This is a genomic window from Bradyrhizobium liaoningense (genome assembly GCF_018130785.1).
In the GTDB taxonomy this organism is placed as follows: domain Bacteria; phylum Pseudomonadota; class Alphaproteobacteria; order Rhizobiales; family Xanthobacteraceae; genus Bradyrhizobium; species Bradyrhizobium liaoningense_A.
Genome location: NZ_JAFCJT010000014.1, coordinates 1 through 22,586, shown reverse-complemented (window position 1 = coordinate 22,586; position 22,586 = coordinate 1). Strand labels below are relative to the sequence as shown.

Sequence of the window (22,586 nt, the reverse complement as noted above, 5' to 3'; positions counted from 1 at the left end):
AAAATATTTGGAATTCGTCAAAAGCCCATGCGCCACCAACGCGATGCGGCCCTGCAAGGGTTCAATCTAACCAATTCGTGATCTACATTGCTCGCATGGACGACCACGCCGACCAGATTCGGAAGCCCCGCGCCGATGCCGTGCGTAATCGCGAGCGCGTGCTCGAGGCGGCGAAAATCGTGTTCAACGCGGGCGGTCCCGAGGCGAGCCTGGAGGCCGTGGCAAAACGCGCAGGCGTCGGCATCGGCACGCTGTATCGGCACTTCCCGACTCGCGAAGATTTGTTCGAGGCGGTGTACCGGCGCGAGGTCGAGCAGCTCAGCGAGCTTGCGGAGCAGTTGAAGAACGCAAAGGATCCGGTCGATGCGCTGCGGCGCTGGCTGCGCTCCAACGTCGAATTCGTTGCCACAAAAAAGGGCATGTCGGCCGCGCTGGCGCTGACGTTCCAGAGCTCGTCGGAACTCGCGGCGTTCTCGATGGACCGGCTGACCAAGGCGATCGGCTCGCTGCTCGACCGTGCGGTTGCTGCCGGCGAGATGCGCGGCGATGTCAGCCCGGAGGATCTGCTGCGGGCTCTCGTCGGCATGTGCTACATGCACGACCAGCCCGGCTGGCAATCCTCGGTGCTGCGCATGCTCGACGTGTTCGTGGACGGGCTGCGGGTGCAGCCGGCCGGCAGACCCAAGGCGCGCACCGCCAAGCCCGCGAAGCCGGCGGTGAAACGGAAGCGATAGCACGCCCGTATTTCCTGGAGGTCGTGCTAGGATCGGCACCGCCGGGACTTCAACGCGGAGCCTGTCATGCGCATTGCCGCCTTGCTCGTCGCCCTTGTCATCACCCTCAGTGCCGCTCCGGCATGCGCCGGCGACGTCGCCGCGGCGCAGGGCGTCATCCGCGCCCAGGAACAGGCGTTTGCGCGCGACGATGCGGCCGCGGCCTATTCCCATGCTGCGCCGGCGATCAAGGAGATTTTCCCCGCGCCCGACATCTTCATGTCCATGGTGCAAAACGGTTACGCGCCGGTCTATCGGCACAAGAGTTTTGAGTTTGGCGAGGGCAAGAGTGAAGGCAACTGGATCTCCCAGCGCGTTCACATCATCGATGCCGATGGCGAAGCCTGGGAGGCGCTCTACACGCTCGAGCAGCAGCCCGATGGCAGCTACAAGATCACCGGCTGTTCGCTGCTCAAGGCAGGGCGAGAGGCTTAGGTCGCGAACCCCGGCCCCGTCTTGACCGCGTTCATCCGCGACCGGATCAGCAGTGTCAGCACGATGCCGACATTGAGGGCATTCCACGCCACGCCGTTCGCGAACGCCGCAGCGTAGGAGCCCGTCGCGTCGAAGATGACGCCCGACACCCAGCCGCCAAAGGACATCCCGAACACCGAGGCAAAGATCACGATGCCGACGCGGGTTGCGGCCTCGCTCGCCGGCATCGCCTCGCGCACGATGATGGCGTAGCTCGGCACGATGCCGCCCTGGAACAGGCCGAACATCGCCGAGATGAGATAGAGCGAAGCAAGGCTGTCGAAGAACAGATAGAATACCAGCGCAAAGCCCTGCGCCAGCGATCCGATCAGCAACGTGCGGATGCCGCCGATCTTGTCGGCAAGGTAGCCCGAGCCGATCCGGCTGACGATGCCGCAGGCCATCATCAGCGACAGCATTTCGGCACCGCGCGCCACGCCGTAACCGAGATCGCCGCAATAGGCGACGATGTGCACTTGCGGCATCGCCATGGCGACGCAGCAGGAGATGCTGGCGATCGAGAGCAGCACGGTCAGCGTATTGGTCGAAAGCTTGAGGTCGACCTGCGGCGGCCGCGCATTGGCGTGGTTGCGGACCTGATCGTCGCCCATCTGCGCGCGCAGGACCAGCACCAGGATCGTCATCAAGACCACGCAAACGAGGGCGATGCCGATATGCGTGTAGCGCCAGCCGATCGTCTGCATGCCCGAGCTGATGAGTGGCGGCCACATCGTGCCCGCGACGTAATTGCCGCTCGCAACGATGGTCACGGCAAGTCCGCGATAGCGTTCGAACCAGTGCGAGGCCTCCGCCATCAGCGGCGCGAAGGTCGCCGACGTCCCGAGCCCGATCAGGAAATAGGCCGCGACGAACTGCCAGAGCTGGGTCGAGAGCCCCGCCAGCACATTGGCAACGCCGATGAAAGCAATGCTGATCGCCATCGCCGGCACGATGCCGAACTTGTCGGTGATCTTGCCCGCGATCACGCCGCCGAGCCCGAAACCGAACATCATCAAGGTGAAGGCCAGCGAGACCGCCGCGCGCGTGGCGGCGAACTCCGTCTGCACGACGGGAATCACCACGACGACCGCCCACATGCCGACGCCACCGATCGAACCGATCAGCAGCGCAAGCAACAGCCGCACCCAAGCCTGACGCGAATCAGGGGTGAATGAGGCCGGTCTCTGTCCTGGAAGATTTGGCGCGTGCACGGGCTGGACCATGTTCGCTGATCGCCGCGCGGTCAAGCATCGTGCCGCGATATTGGGCATGCGCGGTGCACTGCGGTAAGAAGGAGCTTGGCGAAGCCGCGCTTTGCCATTAGTTTGCAATCTGCGTGTGCAACATTGCCGCGCGAGGAGTCTATCGGCGGAATGCTGTTGCGATTGACGCGATCGATGCGGATCAGGGTGGGGCGCCTCATTGCCCTCGCCTACCTGTTCTGCGTGCTCGCGCCGGCAGCGGCGCTTGCCTGGGGTAGCGGTCCAGCACCGTGCCTCGACGACGCACGCCTCGCCGATCTCGTACCGGTGCATCATCAGATGCAGGCCAGCCACGCTCATGGTGACGCATCGCATGACCATTCGGGACCGCATGCGCATCACCAGACCGCCGCACAGGACGCGCCGGCCCAGCATCATCATGACGGCAAAAGCCACGCTGGCCCCTGCTGCGCAATGATGTGCATCAGCGCTCTGCCGGCCGATCTGCCCAGCGTCGCAAAGCCGGTTCAACCTATATCCGCCTGCGCGCCCGAGATCGTGGCCAGCCTGCACAGCGCGCCGCCGCCTCAGCACTACCGCCCGCCCATCGCCTGATCTGACGCGACGACGTCAGGGCCGCACGCGCATCCGCGCGCGCGAACCTGTGGTCTTTACGACAGATCAAGGATGACTCATGCTTACCCTTTCCGGGGCGAAGTTCGCCGCCGCATCCGCAGCGCGTGGCCGACACTTTCGATTCAATTGGCCGCTGCTGGCCGCAACCGCATTGATGTTGTCCGGCTGCATGCCGGCAACTGTGCCCGTGACCGGCGCCGATCCGGCCGATCCGGCGGCGAAGGTCGCGCACGTCGGCTATCGCTCGACGATTGCGCCCTACACCAGCCTGCGACCTGCGGCGCCGGGGCCATGGCGCGACCGCAACGACGCTGTCGCGCCGCCGCCGAAGCAAGACCGGTAGGGGCGCGCCATGACGCATCATTTTGCGCGGGGCCTGCTGGTGCTCACTGTGCTGGGACTCTCCGGCTGCATGACATTCTCGCCGGACGGAGGCATGACGACGGTCTCGGACCTCACCAGCCAGACCATCAACAGGGACGTCGCCTTCGTGCGAACGGCCGAAGGCGCGGAGGCCGTCAACGCGACCGTCCACCGCTTGCTGGCACGCACGCTGACCACCGAGTCCGCCGTGCAGGTCGCGCTGCTCAACAACAAGGGTCTGCAGGCCGCCTATAATGAGCTCGCACTGGCCGAAACCGACCTGGTGGAGCAGAGCCTGCCGCCCAATCCCGTATTCTCGATCTCGCGGATCTCGGGCAATGGCGCCAGCGAAATCGAGCGTCAGGTGGTCGGCGACATCCTCGCGCTGGCCACCCTGCCGTTCCGCACCGACATCGCGCGCGACCGTTTTCGTCAGGCACAATTGCGCGCGGCGTTGGCGACGCTGCGGCTGGCCGCCGATGTCCGGCGCGCCTATGTCCGTGCGGTCGCCGGAAACGAAATGGTGGCGCTGCTCACCGACGCGAAGGCGACGGCGGAATCGACGGCGCAGCTCGCGGTCAAACTCGGCGAGACCGGTTCGCTCAACAAGCTCGACCAGGCCCGCGAACAGGTGTTTTACGCCGAGACCACGGCCGACCTCGCTTCCGCGCGGCAAGCGGCAGCGAGCGCGCGCGAAAGGCTCGCGCGCCTGATGGGGCTGTGGGATGGCGGCCTCGACTTCCGTCTGCCCGATCAACTGCCGCCGCTGCCGCGCCGGCCGCAGGCACTGCCCTCGATCGAGGTCGATGCGGTGGCCCATCGCATCGATCTTCAGATCGCGCGGCTGGAGCTGACGGCGCTGGCAAAGTCACTCAACCTCACCGAGGCGACGCGCTTCGTCACGCTGCTCGACCTCGCCGGCATCTCCCGCCGCACCCAGGACCCCGAGGGTCCGCCGTTCCGCGAACGCGGTTTTGACGTGCAGTTCCAGATCCCGATCTTCGACGGCGGCGAGGTGCGCGTGCGGCAGGCGGCTGAGACCTACAACCTCGCCTTCAATCGCCTGACCGAGCGTGCCGTCAACGTGCGCTCCGAGGCGCGTGATGCTTATCGCGTCTATCGCTCGACCTACGACATCGCCGGCCACTATCAGCGCGAAATCCTCCCCTTGCGAAAAATCATCACGGAGGAGATGCAGCTGCGCTTCTCCAGCATGCAGGTCGATATCTTCGCGCTGCTCACCGAAGCGCGGCAGCGCCTCGCATCGCTGCGCGGCGCGATCGATGCCAAGCAAAAATTCTTCCTCGCCCAGTCCGACCTCCAGACCGCCGTCAACGGCGGCGGCGCACCTGCGTCGGGCGGCGACAATTCAACCACCATCGCCGCCGCAGCGCCGGCCGATGGCGGCCACTGACATGGAGACCAACATGTTTTCCCGCCGAGGATTTTTGGGCACCGCTGCGCTTGCCAGCGCGTCGGCCATCAGCGGCCGCGTCCAGGCTGCGTCGATTCCGGAAGCGCCGCACATGGACAAGGTGGTGATGCAGCCGCCGCTGCATCCGATCAGCGGCCCCGACTACCGCCCCGTGGTCACGCTGAACGGCTGGTCGCTGCCGTTCCGCATGAACGGCGACTGGAAGGAATTCCATCTCGTCGCCGAACCCGTGGTGCGGGAATTCGCCGAGGGCATGAAGGTGAATCTGTGGGGCTATAACGGCCAGTCGCCTGGCCCGACGATCGAGGCGGTCGAAGGCGACAAGGTCCGCGTCTTCGTCACCAACAGACTGCCCGAATACACCACCGTGCACTGGCATGGCATGATCATCCCCAGCGGCATGGACGGTGTCGGCGGGCTGACGCAGCCGCACATCCAGCCGGGAAAAACCTTCGTCTACGAGTTCGAGATGAAGAAGAGCGGGACCTTCATGTACCACCCGCATTCCGACGAGATGGTGCAGATGGCGATGGGCATGATGGGCATGGTCGTCGTGCATCCGCGCGATCCGAACTTCCGGCCCGTCGATCGCGACTTCGTCTTCGTGATGAGCACCTATCGCGTCGATCCCGGCACATATTTGCCGCAGGTCAACGAGATGACCGATTTCAACATGTGGACCTGGAATGCGCGGGTGTTTCCCGGCATCGATCCCTTGCCGGTCAGGCTCGGCGACAAGGTGCGCGTGCGCATCGGCAATCTCAGCATGACAAACCATCCGATTCATCTGCACGGCCACAGCTTTGCGGTGACCTGCACCGATGGCGGCTGGATTCCGGAGAGCGCGCAATATCCGGAGACGACCACCGACGTACCCGTCGGCGCGGTGCGCGTGTTCGACGTTCTCGCCGACAATCCCGGCGATTGGGCGTTCCATTGCCACAAATCGCATCACACCATGAATGCGATGGGACACGCAGTGCGCAACCTGATCGGCGTGTCGCGCAAGGATCTCGCCAAGGCCGTCGGCAAGCTCGCGCCTGACAGCATGGCCATGGGCTCGACCGGCATGGCCATGGGAAACATGGAGATGCCCGCGCCCGACAACACGCTGCCGATGATGACCGGCACCGGTCAGTTCGGGCCGATCGAGATGGGCGGCATGTTCACGGTGATGAAGATCCGCGAGGGCCTCGCGCGCGACGACTATCGCGATCCCGGCCCCTACCAATTCCCGAAAGGCACCGTCGCCTACGAGGTCACGCCGCCGTCCACAGAGCCGGCGCGGCAAGGGCCGGGCAGCACGCCGATGAAGAACATGAAGATGTGAGCGTTTCGATGAACCACCACCAACTGGAGATGACGATGAGGAAGACGATCAGGCTCGGCCTCGCGATGGCTGCGCTTTCGACCGCACCGGCGTTTGCCCACGACCAGCATGGGCATGGGAACTTTTCGGCCGGCGAGCCCGGCGATCCCGGGAAGCCCGCGCGCACGATCGAGATCCTGCTGAACGAGATGGACTACGCCCCCGCCAGGATCGAGGTCAAACGCGGCGAGCAGATTCGTTTCGTGCTGCGCAATGTCGGCAAGGAGGACCATGAATTCCTGCTCGCCACGACGAAGGAGAATCTCGCGCATGCCGTGGAGATGAAGAAGCATCCGCACATGGAGCACGACGATCCCAACGGGGTGCGGCTTGCACCGAACAAGACAGCCGAGATCCTCTGGAAGTTCAGCAAGGCCGGCACGTTCGAATTTTCCTGCCTGATTCCCGACCATCGCGACTACGGCATGGTCGGCCACGTCACCGTGAAGTAACAAGGGAGACTCCCATGAACCGCACCATCCGTATCGCCGCAGCGCTGGCGCTGACCGTCGGCCTTGCCGCCGGAGCCATCGCGGCCCAGGGCGCCGCGATCAGCGGCGAGGTCAAGAAGATCGACGAGGGCGCCGGCAAGATCACGCTCAAGCACGGACCGGCGAAAAGCCTCGGCATGGATGAGCCCATGACCATGGTCTACCGCGTCAAGGACCCCGCTTTGCTCAAGCAGGTCAAGGTCGGCGACAAGGTGACTTTTGACGCCGAAGAGGCGGCTTCGGGGTATACGGTGACAAAGTTGGAGAAGGCGAAGTAGGGCAGTCTCCCTCAACCGTCATTCTGGGCGCTGAAGCTTCCAAAGCGTCATGGCCGGGCTTGTCCCGGCCATCCACGCCTTGCCATGCGGCACAGAGAACGTGAAAGCCCGGGCATGACGATTTCTTCCCCTGCCCGGGCCAAAAACCCTCCCCGCAGCCTTGCCGCACCCTCCGTTAACCCTTTGCTAACCATACACCCGGCAAGAATTGCCGGGTGAAGTCGAGTGTCGTCAGCCGCGTAAAACGGGAGGTCCCCCGTGGACGCCAGTGCGGTGCCTCACTTTCGGAACGGCGGCCCCTCGGCCGCCGCGCAGACATTTGGGGCGCGCGGCCGGCAGTCGCGCGGGGAGGCAGCTACCATGGTCGACGTCACCGCGGGACAAGGCGTAGGCAGCGCGAAGCCGAGCATCCCCTCCCTTGCCGAGATCGGCAACATCCTCAAGCGTGGCGATATCGCGCTGGCGCTCGGCGTCCTCACCATCCTGGTGGTGCTGATCCTGCCACTGCCCGCGATCGTGCTGGACCTGTTCCTGGCGATCTCGATCACGCTCTCGATCCTGATCCTGATGACGTCGCTGTTCATCCAGGCGCCGCTGGAATTCTCCGCCTTCCCGACCGTTCTGCTGATCTCGACCATGCTGCGGCTGTCGCTCAATATGGCCTCGACCCGCCTGATCCTGTCGCACGGGCACGAGGGCACCGATGCCGCCGGTCACGTCATCGAAGCCTTCGGCAGCTTCGTGATGGGCGGCAATTTCGTCATCGGCATCATCGTCTTCGCCATCCTGATCATCGTCAATTTCGTCGTCATCACCAAGGGCTCGGGCCGTATCGCCGAAGTCGCCGCGCGCTTCCACCTGGACGCCATGCCCGGCAAGCAGATGGCGATCGACGCCGATCTCTCCGCCGGCCTGATCGACGAAAAGGTTGCCAAGCATCGGCGCAAGGAGCTGGAGGACGAAAGCGGCTTCTTCGGCGCCATGGACGGTGCCTCCAAATTCGTCCGCGGCGACGCCATCGCCGGCCTCTTGATCGTCTTCATCAATATCGTTGGCGGCATGATCATCGGCGTGGCGCAGCAGGGCCTCTCCTTCGCCGACGCCGGGCGCAGCTACACGCTGCTGACCGTCGGTGACGGCCTCGTCACCCAGGTGCCTGCGCTGATCGTTTCGACCGCGGCCGGCCTGCTCGTCTCCAAGGCCGGCGTTTCCGGCGCCGCCGACAAGGCGCTGATGAAGCAGTTCTCCGGCTATCCGCAGGCGCTCGCGATGTCTTCGGCGGTCATGCTGGTGCTGGCGGCGCTGCCGGGCATTCCTACCATTCCCTTCCTCGCGCTCGGCGCCGGCGCCGGCGCGCTGGCCTGGCACGCCCGCAACCGCAACCGGGTGACGGCCAAGGCCGAGGAAGCCGCCAAGACCGCGCCCGCTCCGGGCACGCCAGGTGCGCCGGGCGCCGCCGCAGCCGAGGAGCCAATCTCGGCCGCACTCAAGATCGACGACCTCAAGATCGAGCTCGGCTATGCGCTGCTGCCGCTGGTCAACGGGCCCGACGGCACCGACCGCCTCACCGAGCAGATCAAGGCGCTGCGCCGTTCGCTCGCCATTGAGATGGGGTTCGTGATGCCCGCCGTGCGTATCCTCGACAACGTCCAGCTCGAAGCCAACACCTACATCATCAAGATCAAGGAGGTCGACGCCGGCACCGGCAAGATCTGGCCGAACCAGTTCATGGTCATGGACCCCGGCGGCAGCCAGGTGCAGGTGCCCGGCATCCACACCACCGAGCCGACGTTCGGCCTGCCCGCGACCTGGGTCGACGCCAGCCTCAAGGAAGAAGCTTCACTCAAGGGCTACACCGTCGTCGACGCCGCAACCGTGCTCTCGACCCACCTCACCGAGCTGCTCAAGGCCAACATGTCGGATCTGCTCTCCTATGGCGAGGTGCAGAAGCTGCTCAAGGAACTGCCGAAGGAGCAGAGCGAGCTGGTCAAGGACATCGTGCCGGGCCAGGTCACGGTCTCCGGCATCCAGCGTGTGCTGCAGCTGCTGCTCGCCGAGCGCATTTCGATCCGCGACCTCTCGACCATTCTCGAAGGTATCGCCGACTCGCTCGCCTTCTCGCGCAATCCCGCGACCATGGTCGAGCATGTCCGGGCCCGGCTGGCCCGGCAGATCTGCGCGCAGAACACCTCCTACAACGGCTATTTGCCGCTGATCGCGCTGTCGGCGCGGTGGGAACAAGCCTTTGCCGAATCCATCATCGGCCAGGGCGAGGAACGCAGCCTCGCGATGCAGCCTTCGAAGCTGTCGGAATTCATGACCGCCGTGCGCGAGGCGTTCGAGCGCGCCGCCCGCGAAGGCGAGGCGCCGGTGCTGGTCACCTCTGCGGCAATTCGTCCCTTCGTGCGTTCCCTGGTGGAGCGGTTCCGGGCCCAGACGACGGTGCTGTCGCAGGCCGAAATCCACCCCAGGGCGCGATTGAAAACGGTCGGAAGCGTCTGATTTGCCTTAAGAAGCCGTGTGTTTTTCAGCCACATGCAAACGGTTTTTGAGCTCCTGGCCTCTTGTCGACCAAATGCCGGCAAGGCGCCTTACGGGCACATTACCACTTTGAAATAATTACGAAATCGCACGACCAACGATCGCTTTTGATCGCGACCTTTCACGTCCTGTCACGCTCTTGTGATCGCCTCTTGGGAACGAATCCCCCCAATACTAGGTTGTTGGGCACCGGAAGCATGAACCTGCCCCAACAGGGTAGCGACTACTTCGGGTAGATGGCGGCAGGAGCCTTCCATGAACCACTCGATTTACAGCGCTGATCGCTCGACCCACCTGAAGATCGTGGTCGTGGCCCTCGTCGCAGGGATCGCGGTGGCAGGCTTCGGCATCAAGGCTCGTACGGGTTCGGATGAAGGCCTGACCCAGACCGCCCGCGTCATCAAGGCCGGCAAGCCGGTTGTTATCACCAGCTCGAACGCGTCCCTCGTTCGATAAGGAGATTTGACGAGTTTTGTGAATTCACGCGGCTCTTTACCAGCCCCCCAAAGTCGCCACGTGGATATGTAGACGACCCCAACCCCAAGTCGACTACGGAAAGCGCCCGCCCCCCACGGGCGCTTTCTCATGTCTGGGTATGGCTTCGCTATGGATGTAGCGCGGGACGTCGCCCCGAACACCGCCGTCATTCCCCGCGAAAGCGGGGAATCCAGTACGCCGCGGCTTCTCCGTATCCCACTGCCGTCTCTGGAATACTGGATCGTCCGCCTTCGCGGACGATGACACCTGACACCGGGCGACTACCGCGCCCCATAAGTCGGTGGCGGCGCCTGCACTGTCGGGGCTGCCGCCGCGAACAATTCGTCCTTGCGGCCGTTGAGCGGCGGGTAGATGCGCTTGCGGTTGATCGTCTCCTTGGTCGCCTTTGCGGCCGCGCCAGTGGCGCGAACCTCGCGATCCCACCCTTCCGTATAGAGCGCGCCCCAGCCGCCGAGATCGAGCACGGTCACGTACCAGTCGATCCGCAGCGGCAGCATCGGCAGGCCCGCGAGATCGGCCACCACATTGTGGCCGGCAAAGCGGCCCATGGGACGGGCGAACTGGCAGGACATCACGGTCGGATGCAGCCCGTCGACCACGCTCGAGGCGACATCGCCGGCAGCGAACACGCCCGGTACGTCCGCAAGCCGCATAAACGGATCGACCAGCAGGCGGCCGAGGCGATCGCGCGCGACCGCGAAGCTCTCGGCCAGCCGGCTCGCACGCATCCCGGCGCACCAGATCACCGTCTGCGCCGGGACGAACTCGCCCGAGCTCAGGCGCATGCCGGCGGCCTCGACGGACACGACGCGCACGCCAAGCCGCGTCTCGACGTCGAGCGAGGCCAATGCCGTCTCGATGACGGGACGCGCATGCGCGCCGATGGTGGCGCCGACCGCAGGATTGGGATCGACCAGGACGATGCGGCGGCTGCCGGTGATGCCGGCGCGCGCCAGCCTGTCGGGCATCTCGGTCGCGACCTCGATGCCGGTGAATCCGGCGCCGACCACCACGACGGTCGAGCGCCCCGGCGAAGGCGCGCTGTGTCCGAGCGAGACGAGATGATTTTCGAGGCTGAGCGCGGCGGCATAGGAATCGACATCGAAAGCATGCTCGGCAAGGCCGGGGATGGCGGGACGCATCACTTCGCTGCCGAGCGCCAGCACCAGGCGGTCGTAGCTCAGCGTCTCCTCGCCGCCGCTCGTGACGAGAGAAATCTCGCGCCGCGCCGGGTCGATGGCTTCGACCTCGCCAATGCCATGAGTGACGCCGATCGGATCGAGCAATTGCGGCAACGGCAGCGCGACCTCGCTGAGGTCGACCTCGTAATTGCGCACCCGGATGTTGTGATAGGGATTGCGGTCGACGACACAGATCTCGACGTCACGGCCGGCCGCGCCGATCTCGTCGCGCTTGCGCGCGGCGCCGATGGCCGCCCACAGACCTGCAAACCCGGCGCCGAGCACGACGATACGCGCCATGTCCGTTTACTGCTTTGTCCAAGAATTCCGGCGGCCTGCCCGCGCAGGCAGATATAGCTCATTCGCCCGGATCGACCAACTGCGGCGGCGCCGCGCCGCTGCACAAAATCGCTGGCCTCAGGCCTCGCGCAATTCCGACGGCGTCGCGCCAAAACGCTTGCGGAAGGCACGGTTGAAATAGGACAGGTCGGAGAAGCCCGAGGAATGCGCGATGTCGCTGATCTTGCGCGCCCTCGCGCGGGGATCGCCGAGCAGCTTGCGCGCCAGCACCAGGCGCTGCTCCAGCACGAATTCGGTGAAGGTCGTGCCGGCCTGCTCGAACAGGCGTTGCGCCTGGCGCGGGCTGAGCCCAGAGCGCGTCGCGATCTCGGACAGGCAGAGATCGTTGCGGCCGAGCGCGGCCATCACGTCGGCACGCATGAGATCGAGACGGGCCGCCGCATGTCCGCGACCGCGCGCAAGGCTTGCATGCTCCGCATCGGTGCCGAGCAGCAGGCCGACGAGATCAATCATGTGCTGCGCGGTCAGGCGCTGGCCGACGGCGTCGAGATGCGGCGCGTGATTGGCGGCGAGTGCGTGGTAGCGGAAGATCGTCTCGGCCACCGCGCCATCCGAGAGCACTTGCGACAGCTTGTCCTCGGCACGCGGATTGATGTCGAGCAGCGCGCGGCGCGGCATGCGGATGGTCGTGAAGCGATCTTCCTCGGTGTGGCCGACGGTGCCGGTGACGCCCATGTCGACCAGCACCATCTGCGCGGGCGCAAGTTCGACGGTATGGCCGTTCTGCCCGACGCGGACCAGACCCGCATGCGCGGCGATCAGGACGAGATCATCGCTGCCGTCGGCAAGATGGCTCTGCGTGCGCGAATATTGCGCGGAGGCACCTTCTGGAATGGCCAAAGCGATATTGTCGACCACGCTGACCTGGAGCCGGCAATCGATGCTGTCGCCATGGCTCGGGCCGATATCGAGGCCGCAGGGACCGAAGGCCCGCTCGCGCCAATGTTCGAAGGCCGGTCCATGCGGAAGACCCGCATAGTGGTGGACGAAGATGCCCGGCGTCCTTGCTGCATCCATCTGACTTCTAGCCCCTCTCCGGCACCATGATCTGCGGCGCCGACTGCAAATTCCGGGCATTTGACGCCGCGGATTGCGGGGAGGTTCAAATCGGGGGTGGATTCGGCGGGATTTGTCCGGATGCGACGGCTGGATGGACCGTGGCGACAGCCGAGCGCCTTCGTAGCCCGGAAGGAGCGAAGCATAATCCGGGCTACGACACCTACTTCTTCGCGGGCGCCTGCGGCTGAGACGGCGGCACGGTCTCGATCAGCTTGCCGGAAAATACCGGGGCCGAGGTTGGCTGGCCGTTGGGCGAGCCGCCGGCCTGCTCGACGGTGACGGCGTAGGTCGCGCCGTTGACGACCTCGGCATCGAAGGAGCCGAGCACCGGCCGCGCGGTGAAATCGCCCGCGCCGATCACGCCGAGCGAGCGCGGACGCGGCAGCTTGTCCGAGATCAGCCAGAGCTCGAAGCTCTTGCCGGCCTCCGGGGTCGCGCCGACCTTGCGCACGGTGAAATTCCGCGTCGCGCCGTCGATGGTGAGGATGAAGGCGGGACCGCCGCCCTGGCCCTGCAACAGCGCGACATATTGCGAAGCAGCCGCGAGCGGCGCCGGCGTCTTCACTTCCACCGTCTGGATGCGCGGCGCCGGACGCAGGCCGCCCGGTAGCGCATCGGGCTGGAAGATCTGAAGCGACAGCGTCACCAGCAGCGCAGCCGCAAGCGCGCCCACGGCGGAAGCGATCGTGCGCCAGCGTTTCACGCGGCTCTCGAGCCGGATGACGTTGCTGTTGTCGGCGACCGGCATTTGCGGCGCGCGCGCGACGTCAGGATCGGGCGCATGGACCTGCGGCATGAATATCGGCGCGACGTCGGGAAGCGCATCGGATGCCGGCGGCGCCGTCCCGGGCTGCTCTGCTTCGGAAGGCTGCAGCTCCGGTTGCGGCGCGACGTCCGGCGACGGCTCAGGCGGTGCAGCTTCGATCGAGGAAAACTCCGCCACAGGTGGGGGCGGCGGCGAAGCTTCCGGCGCAGCCGTCTCCTGCGCAAAGTCCGTCCGCGCCAGCTCGGACCGGATGTTCTCCCACACGATCGGACGCGGCTCGACCGAACCGACCATCTGGTTGAGGACGCCGAGCCGGTAAGCCCAGGCCTGCACGACATCGGCGAACGCCTTGTCCACGGCCATCATGGTCTCGACCTGCGCACGCTCGTCGGCGTCGAGCGTACCGAGCGCATATTCCGCGGCGAGCGCGATATGGTCCTCCGTGTAGGCCATCACATGCAGTCCAGAACCACCTTCACAATACGAGCCCTCATAGTCCGAGGCATTCGCGGATATCCAACATGCTGCGCCGGAGCCACGTCTTCACCGTGTTGACCGGCGCAGCGAATTTTTCCGCCAATTGTTCGCGGCTCCAGCCGTTGTAATAGGCGAGAAGCACGAGCCTCTGACGGTCCGGCTCGAGCCGGCCGATGCATTCCAGGAGCCGCTTCAACTCCTCGGTCATCTCCTTCCGCGCCAGCGGATCGGGGCTGTCGGCCGCAACCTCCATCGCCTGAGGCTCTTCCTCGATGGAGATTTCCGTCTTCTTGCGCACGATGTCGATGGCGCGGTTTCGCGCGATCGACGCCATCCAAGTGATCGGCGACGATAAAGCCGGATTGAACTGGCCCGCACTGTTCCAGATCTTGACGTAGGTCTCCTGAATGACCTCCTCTGCGAGATCCTGTCGGCGCAAGATACGGAGCACGACGCCATAGAGTTTCGCGCGCGTGGCGACGTAGAGGCGCTCGAACGCGGCCTGATCGCCTTTCGTCACCGCCTCAATCAGCCCGACCAGCTCTGCTGGCGTCAGCATTCAGCCCCCCAACGCGCTGGCCCCCGTCGCGTTGTTCCGCGCGGACCCAGGCACTCCGCTACCATAGCGCGCGGCAAAGCCCATCACCAAGAGGCGGGGCGCCACACTGTGGACAGCAAATGCGAAAACCCGGACCTGGCGGGTCCGGGTTTGGCAAATTTCGGCAGTTTTGCTGCTAGCGTCTCAGGCGACGGCGCCGATGCGGGCACGCATCAGGCCGATGCTGTCGAGGTCGGCCTGCTCGCGGGCGTTCTCCTCGGCGCGCTCGCGGGCCTGGTCGCGCTCGTCGAGGAGCTCGACCTTCTTCAGCTCCTCGAAGGCCTCGGCCAGCGCGGCCTTGGCTTCGTCCAGCTGTCCCTTGAGCTCGTCGGCCGAGCGGGTCAGGTTCTCGCGGCGCTGGATCGCGGCCTTGGCATAGGTCGGATAGGCGAAATGCGAGGGGTCGTTGATCCCGGCGCGCTCCTGCTCGGTCGTGATCTCGCGTTCAAGATCGATCGACATCCGCTGGAAGTCGGCGATCATGGTCTCGATCTGGGTGACCCGGCGGCGCTTCTCGTCGACCTGAAATTTCTTCAGGCGGATGAGGGTATCTCGTGACTTCATCGACTCATACTCCCCAGAAGTCCCCTGGCTGCGCGTGGGACGACACCGGTCTCCCCACAGGCCCGACTGGGGCCAAGACCGGCTCTGCTACTCTGTGAGAACGGATGATGACGGGACAAAGTTAGCGTTCCGTTTCCAAATTACCGAGGATTTGCGCCAACTGGCGGTAGCCGTCCGCCAGTGATGCATTTTCGTCCTTGCGCTGGCGCAGGAACGCCTCCAGCGGCTCGTGCAGCCGGATCGCCTCGTCGACCTCGGGGCTGGAACCGGCCCGGTAGGCCCCGAGCCGGATCAATTCCTCCATGTCGGCATAGGTCGCCATCACCTGGCGGGCCCGCTGGATGGTCGGCCAGAACTGCGGATCGGCCGATTTCGGCATGGTGCGGGAGACGGATTTGAGGATGTTGATGGCGGGGTAGCGGCCGCGCTCGGCGATCGAGCGCTGCATCACGATATGGCCGTCGAGGATGCCACGGACGGCATCCGCAATCGGCTCGTTATGGTCGTCGCCGTCGACCAGCACCGTGAAGATCGCCGTGATCGCGCCCTCGCCCAGGCCCGGCCCTGCGCGCTCCAGAAGCTTCGGCAGCTCGGTGAACACGGTCGGCGTATAGCCCTTGGCGGTCGGCGGCTCGCCGGCGGACAGGCCGATCTCGCGCTGGGCCATGGCAAAGCGCGTCACCGAGTCCATCAAACAGAGCACGTCCTTTTCTTCATCGCGAAAGTATTCGGCCACCGCGAGCGTCAGATAGGCCGCCTGGCGCCGCATCAGCGCCGGCTCGTCCGAGGTTGCGACCACCACGACCGAGCGCGCCAGGCCCTCCTCGCCGAGGTCGTCCTGCAGGAACTCCTGGACCTCGCGGCCGCGTTCGCCGATCAGCCCGATGACGCTGACCGCGGCATCGACGTTGCGCGCGAGCATCGACAGCAGCACCGATTTGCCGACGCCGGACCCTGCGAAAATGCCCATGCGCTGGCCGCGGCAGCAGGTGAGGAACGTGTTCATCGCGCGCACGCCGAGATCGAGCGGGGCGCCGACGCGCTTGCGCGAATGCGCCGGCGGCGGCGAATTGCGGTATGGCATCGGCGCCGGGCCCTGCGGCAATGGCCCCTTGCCGTCGATCGGCTCGCCCAGCGCGTTGACGACGCGGCCGAGCCAGGCCGATGACGGACGCACTTGATTAGCCGCATTGGCGATGACGGCCTTGCAGCCGCGACGCACCCCGTCGAGGCCGGCGAACGGCATCACGACAGCATTGTTGCCTGAGAAGCCGATGACCTCGCAGGGAATGGAACGGTTCGCGCCGGTCTCGATCACGAGCCGCGCACCGACCGACATCGCATGAATAGGTCCGGCCACTTCGACCATCAGGCCGCGAACACCGACCACGCGGCCATAAATGTTGACGCCGTCGATGTCGCCGATCTGTTCGGCAAGGGCCTTCATCAAGCGCGCGCTTTCAACAAGAGGGCCGTCATCAGGTGGTCGCCTTCGATTCCAGGCTTCATGGCGAAACCCTTAAGTTTCGCCACATTTCTGAACGGCGCTTAACTTCGTGTTTACCCGCATCGTTAATCATTGCGTCACTGTCTTTGTGACTGAGCGCGACTCCCCTTCAGAAGAAGGCTGAGTCGCGGGAGTCGGTTAGGCCCGCCTCTTAAAGTGGAACTTGAACGGCACGATGTGACGAAAGCTGCTTCGCGCGCAACACCTTAGGGCGATTCGACAAAAATTGCACCGGGGGGACTTGCGTTCCAGAATCAGGATTTGTTAACCATCTGTCGTCAGGATCCGAATCAGTTGTTCAAAGGCGTTTTGTTGAGTGCCGCGAATGCGGCCGACCTGACGCCCGGGAGCGGCGACTATGGGGAACTGGCATGCGCGTTTTGCTGATTGAAGATGACAGCGCCGTCGCGCAGTCGATCGAGCTGATGTTGAAGTCTGAGAGCTTCAACGTCTACACGACCGATTTGGGGGAAGAAGGCGTCGATCTCGGTAAACTATACGATTACGACATTATTCTCCTCGACCTCAACCTGCCCGACATGTCCGGCTACGACGTGCTCAAGCAGCTCCGGGTCTCCAAGATCAAGACACCGATCCTGATCCTCTCCGGCCTCGCCGGCATCGAGGACAAGGTCAAGGGTCTCGGCGTCGGCGCCGACGACTACATGACCAAGCCCTTCCACAAGGACGAGCTGGTGGCCCGCATCCACGCGATCGTGCGCCGCTCCAAGGGCCATGCCCAGTCGGTCATCCAGACCGGCGACCTCGTCGTCAACCTCGACACCAAGACGGTGGAAGTCGGCGGCCAGCGCGTGCATCTGACCGGCAAGGAATACCAGATGCTGGAGCTACTCAGCTTGCGCAAGGGTACGACCCTCACCAAGGAAATGTTCCTCAACCACCTCTATGGCGGCATGGACGAGCCGGAGCTGAAGATCATCGACGTCTTCATCTGCAAGCTCCGCAAGAAGCTCGCGAATGCCTCGGAAGGCCGCAACTTCATCGAGACCGTGTGGGGCCGCGGCTACGTGCTGCGCGAGCCGCACGAGCACGAAGAGCGCATTCCCGCCTGATCCCTGGGTTTACGTCGCGAGCCCTTCGGGGCTTGCTCCTCCCAGCCTGGACCCCGCCGCAAATGGCGGGGTTTTGTTTTTTGGGGACGCCAACGCGGCCTCATCGTCCTTGCGCCATTGAACCGCTATCCTTCCCCCGCCGACGAATGGTCGCTGCACGATGGGGGAACGATGATCCTGCAATCACTCGCCGGCCTGCCCGCCTTCCTGGTCTATTTCTGCACCGGCCTGATCGCGATCGTGGCGTATCTGTTCGTCTACACCCGCATCACCCCGCACAATGAATTCCAGCTCATCCGCGACAACGAGCCGGCCGCCGCGATCGCGCTCGGCCTCAGCCTGCTCGGCTTCGTGGCGCCGCTGGTCAGCGCCATCGCGCATTCGGCCAATGTGCTGGACTGCCTGATCTGGGCGATCATCGCGCTGATCGTTCAGATCATCGTGCTGTTTCTGGTGAAGGTGCCGGTGCCGAACCTGTCGGCGCGGATTGCCGCAGGCGAGCTTGCGCCAGCGATCTGGCTCGGGCTGTCCTCGCTCGCGGCGGGCTTGTTGAACGCCGCCTGCATGATCTACTGACATGATCCACTGATATGGCCGACAAACCCTCCAACAAGCAGTTCGGCAAGCGCCGGCCAGCGCCCGTGGCGCCGCCATCGAGTCCACCGGTGAAGCGCTCCGGCCATGTCGCGCTGCTGGTGATGGGCACGATTGCGGTGGGCACCACCGCCTACACGCTGATGCCGCGGCAACATTGCGAGCCCTCGCCCGGAGCCTTGCCGGGCCAGACGACCACGACGTGCAGCAGTAGCAGCAGTTCGTCAGGCGGCAGCAGCGGCAGCAGCTCGCGCTGGTCGTCTCGGTCGAGCTTCTTCAGCAGCGATTCCGCGAGCCATTCCTCATCGGGAACCTCTTCGGACTCAGGCTCCAGCAGCGTGAGCCGTGGCGGCTTCGGCTCGTTCGGCCATGGCTTCTCGGGCGGCGGCTGATCCATGCAACGCATCGTCTGCCCCGAGCGCGACGACTGGCGGCAGACCGCCGAGCAATGCGGCTTCGCCTTCCACACCATCGACGGCGAGCGCTATTGGGACGAGAGTGCCTATTACGCCTTCACGCTCGACGAGATCGAGCGCGGCATCGAGATGCCGACCGGCGAGATCGACGCGATGTGCCTGGAGCTTGCCGGTCGCATAATCGGTGACGAGCGCTATCTGCGACGCTTGAAGATTCCAGAGGCGTTCTGGAGCCTGATCGCCGAGAGCTGGGAGCGCGACGACCGCAGCCTCTATGGCCGGCTCGACCTGAAGTTCGACGGCCAGGGTCCCGCAAAGCTGCTCGAATACAACGCGGATACGCCGACCTCGATCTTCGAGGCCGCGGTGTTTCAATGGACCTGGCTCGAACAGGCGATCGAACGCCGCATCATTCCCGCGCGCGCCGATCAGTTCAACTCCATCCACGAACGGCTGATCGCGGCATGGAAGGAGATTGCCGCAGGCCGCCATGTCCATCTCACCGGTACCACCGGCAGCGAGGAAGACGCCGGCACGCTCGCTTATCTCGAGGACACCGCGCGCCAGGCGGGGCTCTCCACCAGGCTGCTCGACATCGAGGAGGTCGGCTGGCGCGACGAGCCCGGCGGCTTCGTCGATCTCGACGATGGCGACATCGCGCTCGCCTTCAAGCTCTATCCCTGGGAATGGATGTTCCACGACGCCTTCGGTGCCAAGCTGATGAGCGCGCCGACACGCTGGATCGAGCCGCCCTGGAAGGCGGTGCTCTCCAACAAGGGCATTTTGCCGTTGCTCTGGGAGATGTTTCCGAACCATCCCCATCTGCTGCCGGCCTTCTTCGAGGACGACGCGCGGGCTGCCGAGCTCGGCAGCTCCTACGTCCGCAAGCCGCTGCTGTCGCGCGAAGGCGCCAATGTCACGCTGGTGTCTGGTGGCCTGCCGCTCGACGAGCAGGCAGGCCCCTACGGCGCCGAAGGCTTCGTGCGGCAGGCATTGTCGCCGCTGCCGAACTTCTCAGGCTTCTACGCGGTGGTGGGAAGCTGGCTCGTGAACCACGAGCCGTGCGGCCTGTCGATCCGCGAGGACGAAAGTCCGATCACGGGCAACCGCTCGCGGTTTCTGCCGCATGCGATTTTGTGAGGTTGTCATTCCGGGCGCGACGTAGTCGCGAGACCGGAATGACAGGAAAAGATCACCTCGCCGCGGCGACCTTCAGCGGCTGCGGCATCAAACCGCCCATCGGGCGGCCGGAGCGCGCCGGGTTGAGCTGATAGAGACCGCGGCGGTCGACGATCGGGCGGAACGCGTCGGTGATGCCGACGACGGATTCGGCGGCGCCTAGCAGCAGCGTGCCGTCGGCTTCCAGTCCCTTCGCCATGCGCTCGAAAATCACGGCCTTGGTGTCCTGATCGAAATAGATCAGCACGTTACGGCAGAAGATCACGTCGAACGTGCCGAGATGGGAGAAGTCCTGCAACAGGTTGAGCTGGCGGAACTGCACCATCGCGCGAATGTCGGCATTGAGCTGCCAGAGCTCGCCAACTTGGGTGAAGTATTTCATCAGGTGCTGGATCGGCAGGCCGCGCTGCACCTCGAACTGGCTGTAGACGCCGGCCTTGGATTTCTCCAGCACCTCCTGCGACAGATCGGTGGCGACGATCTCGATGCGCCAGCCGGCGAAGGCCGCGCCCATCTCCTTCACGCACATCGCGATCGAATAGGGCTCCTGCCCCGTCGAGGACGCTGCCGACCAGATTCGCAAGCTCTTCCGCGCCGCGCGCGCCTGGAGCAGGCCCGGCAGGATGGTTTCGCGCAGATGATCGAACGGGATCTTGTCGCGGTAGAAGAAGGTCTCGTTGGTGGTCATCGCTTCGACCACGTCGGTCGCAAGCCGGCCGTCGCCGTTCCTGATCTTCAGCACGAGATCGGGAATGCCGGGCAAGCTCGCCTTGCGGGCAAGCGGCAGCAGCCGGCTCTCGACGAGATATTGCTTGTCGGCGGAGAGATCGAGGCCGGAGCGTTCTTTCAGGAACTTGCGCAGATACTCGTAGTCAACCGGCGTCACGAGCGGTCCCCCGCGAACAGGCGGTTGACCTTGGCGCCGATCTGGTTGAGCGGCAGGATCGCCGCGCAGATGCCGGCATTGGCCGCCGCGCCCGGCATGCCCCAGACCACGCTGGAGGCTTCGTCCTGCGCGATCACGTTGCCGCCGGCGGCGACGATGTCCTTGCCGCCGCGCATGCCGTCCGAGCCCATGCCCGTCAGGATCACCGAGAGGATGTTGCCGTGCCAGATGTCGATGGCGGAGGTGAAGAGCGGATCGACCGCGGGCTTGCAGAAATTGACGGCGGGACCGTCGTCGAGCGCGATCGCCGCGTCAGCGCCGCTGCGCACGACACGCATGTGCTTGCCGCCGGGCGCCAGGTAGATCCGTCCCGGCTTCACCGGCTCGCCGTCGACCGCCTCGGCCGCGGGCTTGCGGCTCGCGCGCGCCAGGTGCTCGGCGAGAATAGTGGTGAAGGTCGGCGGCATGTGCTGGGTGATGAGCACCGGGAAGCGGTCGATCACCGGGCCGAGCTCGGTGACGAGCGCCATCAGTGCCTGCGGACCGCCGGTCGAGGAGCCGATCAGCAGCACCTTCGGTGCGTGAGCCGAGAACGGGCGCGTGGACAGCGCCCCCGACGACGGCGCATGCGGGGCCGGTGCGGGCGCGGCGGGCCGCACGACGGCCGGCGCACGTGCAGCCGGTGCCGGGCTCGCGGGCGCCAGCGGCGGGCTAGCGACTGCGGGCCTGCGGCGCAGCCGCGCGCCGAGGTGACGGATCTTCTGGATCAGGTCGTGATGAAAGATGTCCGCGGCCGACGCTTCGCGCGTCGACTCCGGCTTCGGAATGTAGTCCGCCGCACCGAGCGACAGCGCCTTGAAGCTGATCTCCGCGTTACGTCGGGTCAGCGTCGAGGCCATGATGATGACGAGATCGCGCTTCTTCGCCAGCAGTTGCGGCAGCGCCGAGATGCCGTCGAGCTCGGGCATTTCGATGTCGAGCACGGCGACGTCGGGATTGATGCGTTCGAGCTGGTTGACCGCCTCGAGCCCGGTGCGCAGCGAGGCCGCGACCTCCATGTCGTGCTCGGCACCGATCCAGCGCGAGATCAGACCGCGTATGACGACGGAGTCGTCGACGATCATCACCCGCAGCGGCCCGGCGTCGCGCGACGGACTCGTGGTCGAATTACCTGCGAACGCAACACTCATTACTCACCAACTCAGACTGAAACGGTTCAGTTGAAAACAATCGCCGAAGGATCCGTTCAGCCTCCGGGTGTTCGCTCAGATAAGCCCGACTTCCTGGAATTTCGCGGTCACGATGTCCTTGTCGAAGGGCTTCATGATGTATTCGTTGGCGCCCGCGTGCAGCGCACGGGCGATGTGCGCGACGTCGTTCTCGGTGGTGCAGAACACCACCTTGGGCTGATCGCCGCCGGGCATCCGCCGGAGATGGCCGAGGAACTCGTAACCGTCCATCACGGGCATGTTCCAGTCGAGCAGCACCGCATCGGGCAAGCCGCGCTTGCAGGCCTCCAGCGCCTTCTCACCGTCCTCGGCTTCGAGTATCTGGAAGTCGAGGCCCTCCAGGATCCGGCGCGCAACCTTGCGGATGACGCTGGAATCATCAACGACGAGACAAGTTCGCATGTGAACCTCTGCTTCCTATCCCCTTTGCGGGGATACTTCCAATTGCAAGTCCGTCGGCGGCAACGCCGCCGTATCAGGCCGCCATCATCTCAGGGGCGAGCTCGAGGACGCGATCGACGTCGAGGACGACCATGAGCTGACCGTCGAGACGATGGACACCGCCGGCGAGCTTGGCCATGCGGGGGTCGAGGTTGACGGGGTTCTCTTCCATGCCGGCCTCGGGCAGGCGCAGCAC

24 protein-coding genes and 1 pseudogene are annotated in these 22,586 nt (G+C 65.0%); 14 read left to right on the top strand and 11 right to left on the bottom strand.

Features of this window, described 5'->3' with window-relative positions; all coding sequences use genetic code 11:
* Nucleotides 1–95 precede the first annotated feature (95 nt).
* Together JQ627_RS24780 and JQ627_RS24775 are read left to right on the top strand one after the other, a co-directional pair.
* Nucleotides 96–734 carry a TetR/AcrR family transcriptional regulator gene (locus JQ627_RS24780; RefSeq protein ID WP_212486836.1) on the top strand — a complete coding sequence of 213 codons (639 nt, stop codon included), beginning with the start codon at nucleotides 96–98 and terminating at the stop codon, nucleotides 732–734.
* 66 nt (nucleotides 735–800) lie between these two features.
* The gene (locus tag JQ627_RS24775; RefSeq protein WP_212486714.1) at nucleotides 801–1,208 is read left to right on the top strand and encodes a DUF4864 domain-containing protein; all 408 of its coding nucleotides are present in this window, start codon (nucleotides 801–803) and stop codon (nucleotides 1,206–1,208) included.
* Here JQ627_RS24775 and JQ627_RS24770 read toward each other — a convergent pair.
* The gene (locus JQ627_RS24770; RefSeq protein ID WP_212486713.1) at nucleotides 1,205–2,470 is read right to left on the bottom strand and encodes an MFS transporter; all 1,266 of its coding nucleotides are present in this window, start codon (nucleotides 2,468–2,470) and stop codon (nucleotides 1,205–1,207) included. The two genes, JQ627_RS24775 and JQ627_RS24770, sit on opposite strands and share 4 nt — an antisense overlap.
* A 150-nt stretch (nucleotides 2,471–2,620) precedes the next feature.
* Here JQ627_RS24770 and JQ627_RS24765 point away from each other — a divergent pair, with 150 nt between their 5' ends.
* The 8 genes from JQ627_RS24765 (at nucleotide 2,621) to JQ627_RS24730 (ending at nucleotide 10,018) form a co-directional block, all read left to right on the top strand.
* Nucleotides 2,621–3,064 carry a hypothetical protein gene (locus JQ627_RS24765; protein ID WP_212486712.1) on the top strand — a complete coding sequence of 148 codons (444 nt, stop codon included), beginning with the start codon at nucleotides 2,621–2,623 and terminating at the stop codon, nucleotides 3,062–3,064.
* A gap of 79 nt (nucleotides 3,065–3,143) precedes the next feature.
* Complete coding sequence (locus JQ627_RS24760) at nucleotides 3,144–3,428, top strand: hypothetical protein (RefSeq protein ID WP_212486711.1); 285 nt, start codon at nucleotides 3,144–3,146, stop codon at nucleotides 3,426–3,428.
* Nucleotides 3,429–3,437: 9 nt separating this feature from the next.
* Nucleotides 3,438–4,862 (top strand): TolC family protein, encoded by a 1,425-nt coding sequence (locus JQ627_RS24755; RefSeq protein WP_212486710.1) that lies wholly within the window; start codon nucleotides 3,438–3,440, stop codon nucleotides 4,860–4,862.
* A 13-nt stretch (nucleotides 4,863–4,875) separates the two neighbouring features.
* A complete protein-coding gene (locus JQ627_RS24750) occupies nucleotides 4,876–6,213 on the top strand; it encodes a copper oxidase (RefSeq protein WP_212486709.1) in 1,338 nt (445 codons plus the stop codon).
* Nucleotides 6,214–6,248: 35 nt separating this feature from the next.
* Nucleotides 6,249–6,704: a cupredoxin domain-containing protein gene (locus tag JQ627_RS24745; RefSeq protein WP_212486708.1), complete on the top strand. Its 456-nt coding sequence runs from the start codon at nucleotides 6,249–6,251 to the stop codon at nucleotides 6,702–6,704.
* A gap of 14 nt (nucleotides 6,705–6,718) precedes the next feature.
* Nucleotides 6,719–7,021, top strand: a complete 303-nt coding sequence (locus tag JQ627_RS24740) for a copper-binding protein (RefSeq protein ID WP_212486707.1) — start codon at nucleotides 6,719–6,721, stop codon at nucleotides 7,019–7,021.
* Between the two features lie 360 nt (nucleotides 7,022–7,381).
* Nucleotides 7,382–9,523, top strand: coding sequence for a flagellar biosynthesis protein FlhA (flhA, locus tag JQ627_RS24735; RefSeq protein ID WP_212486706.1), 2,142 nt, complete (start codon nucleotides 7,382–7,384; stop codon nucleotides 9,521–9,523).
* Between the two features lie 294 nt (nucleotides 9,524–9,817).
* The gene (locus JQ627_RS24730; RefSeq protein ID WP_212486705.1) at nucleotides 9,818–10,018 is read left to right on the top strand and encodes a hypothetical protein; all 201 of its coding nucleotides are present in this window, start codon (nucleotides 9,818–9,820) and stop codon (nucleotides 10,016–10,018) included.
* 302 nt (nucleotides 10,019–10,320) lie between these two features.
* Here the strand turns inward: JQ627_RS24730 and JQ627_RS24725 are convergent, their stop codons facing one another.
* The 6 genes from JQ627_RS24725 to fliI form a co-directional block, all read right to left on the bottom strand.
* Nucleotides 10,321–11,541 carry an NAD(P)/FAD-dependent oxidoreductase gene (locus JQ627_RS24725; RefSeq protein ID WP_212486704.1) on the bottom strand — a complete coding sequence of 407 codons (1,221 nt, stop codon included), beginning with the start codon at nucleotides 11,539–11,541 and terminating at the stop codon, nucleotides 10,321–10,323.
* Between the two features lie 117 nt (nucleotides 11,542–11,658).
* Nucleotides 11,659–12,618, bottom strand: coding sequence for an AraC family transcriptional regulator (locus JQ627_RS24720; RefSeq protein ID WP_212486703.1), 960 nt, complete (start codon nucleotides 12,616–12,618; stop codon nucleotides 11,659–11,661).
* Between the two features lie 202 nt (nucleotides 12,619–12,820).
* Entirely contained in the window at nucleotides 12,821–13,879 is a 1,059-nt protein-coding gene (locus JQ627_RS24715; protein WP_212486702.1) for an anti-sigma factor domain-containing protein, read from the bottom strand.
* Between the two features lie 37 nt (nucleotides 13,880–13,916).
* Nucleotides 13,917–14,462: a sigma-70 family RNA polymerase sigma factor gene (locus JQ627_RS24710; RefSeq protein WP_212486701.1), complete on the bottom strand. Its 546-nt coding sequence runs from the start codon at nucleotides 14,460–14,462 to the stop codon at nucleotides 13,917–13,919.
* Nucleotides 14,463–14,645: 183 nt separating this feature from the next.
* Complete coding sequence (gene fliJ / locus JQ627_RS24705) at nucleotides 14,646–15,065, bottom strand: flagellar export protein FliJ (protein WP_212486700.1); 420 nt, start codon at nucleotides 15,063–15,065, stop codon at nucleotides 14,646–14,648.
* Between the two features lie 121 nt (nucleotides 15,066–15,186).
* Nucleotides 15,187–16,512 carry a flagellar protein export ATPase FliI gene (gene fliI / locus JQ627_RS24700; RefSeq protein ID WP_212486835.1) on the bottom strand — a complete coding sequence of 442 codons (1,326 nt, stop codon included), beginning with the start codon at nucleotides 16,510–16,512 and terminating at the stop codon, nucleotides 15,187–15,189.
* Between the two features lie 431 nt (nucleotides 16,513–16,943).
* Here fliI and ctrA point away from each other — a divergent pair, with 431 nt between their 5' ends.
* The 4 genes from ctrA to JQ627_RS24680 all read left to right on the top strand — a co-directional run bounded on the left by ctrA (nucleotide 16,944) and on the right by JQ627_RS24680 (nucleotide 19,795).
* A complete protein-coding gene (gene ctrA / locus JQ627_RS24695) occupies nucleotides 16,944–17,645 on the top strand; it encodes a response regulator transcription factor CtrA (protein WP_008138878.1) in 702 nt (233 codons plus the stop codon).
* A gap of 171 nt (nucleotides 17,646–17,816) precedes the next feature.
* Complete coding sequence (locus tag JQ627_RS24690; RefSeq protein ID WP_212486699.1) at nucleotides 17,817–18,221, top strand: DUF350 domain-containing protein; 405 nt, start codon at nucleotides 17,817–17,819, stop codon at nucleotides 18,219–18,221.
* Nucleotides 18,222–18,235: 14 nt separating this feature from the next.
* Complete coding sequence (locus tag JQ627_RS39155) at nucleotides 18,236–18,631, top strand: hypothetical protein (protein WP_249143341.1); 396 nt, start codon at nucleotides 18,236–18,238, stop codon at nucleotides 18,629–18,631.
* Nucleotides 18,632–18,634: 3 nt separating this feature from the next.
* Nucleotides 18,635–19,795 (top strand): glutathionylspermidine synthase family protein, encoded by a 1,161-nt coding sequence (locus JQ627_RS24680; protein WP_212486697.1) that lies wholly within the window; start codon nucleotides 18,635–18,637, stop codon nucleotides 19,793–19,795.
* 52 nt (nucleotides 19,796–19,847) lie between these two features.
* Here the strand turns inward: JQ627_RS24680 and JQ627_RS24675 are convergent, their stop codons facing one another.
* From JQ627_RS24675 to JQ627_RS39150, 4 genes and pseudogenes are all read right to left on the bottom strand, one after another.
* On the bottom strand, nucleotides 19,848–20,720 hold the full coding sequence (locus tag JQ627_RS24675) for a protein-glutamate O-methyltransferase CheR (protein WP_212486696.1): 873 nt from the start codon (nucleotides 20,718–20,720) through the stop codon (nucleotides 19,848–19,850).
* The gene (locus tag JQ627_RS24670; protein ID WP_212486695.1) at nucleotides 20,717–21,910 is read right to left on the bottom strand and encodes a chemotaxis response regulator protein-glutamate methylesterase; all 1,194 of its coding nucleotides are present in this window, start codon (nucleotides 21,908–21,910) and stop codon (nucleotides 20,717–20,719) included. Before JQ627_RS24670 ends, JQ627_RS24675 begins: the two co-directional genes overlap by 4 nt.
* A gap of 75 nt (nucleotides 21,911–21,985) precedes the next feature.
* On the bottom strand, nucleotides 21,986–22,351 hold the full coding sequence (locus tag JQ627_RS24665; RefSeq protein WP_007600538.1) for a PleD family two-component system response regulator: 366 nt from the start codon (nucleotides 22,349–22,351) through the stop codon (nucleotides 21,986–21,988).
* Between the two features lie 73 nt (nucleotides 22,352–22,424).
* Nucleotides 22,425–22,586, bottom strand: a pseudogene (locus tag JQ627_RS39150) (chemotaxis protein CheW); the annotation flags it as partial.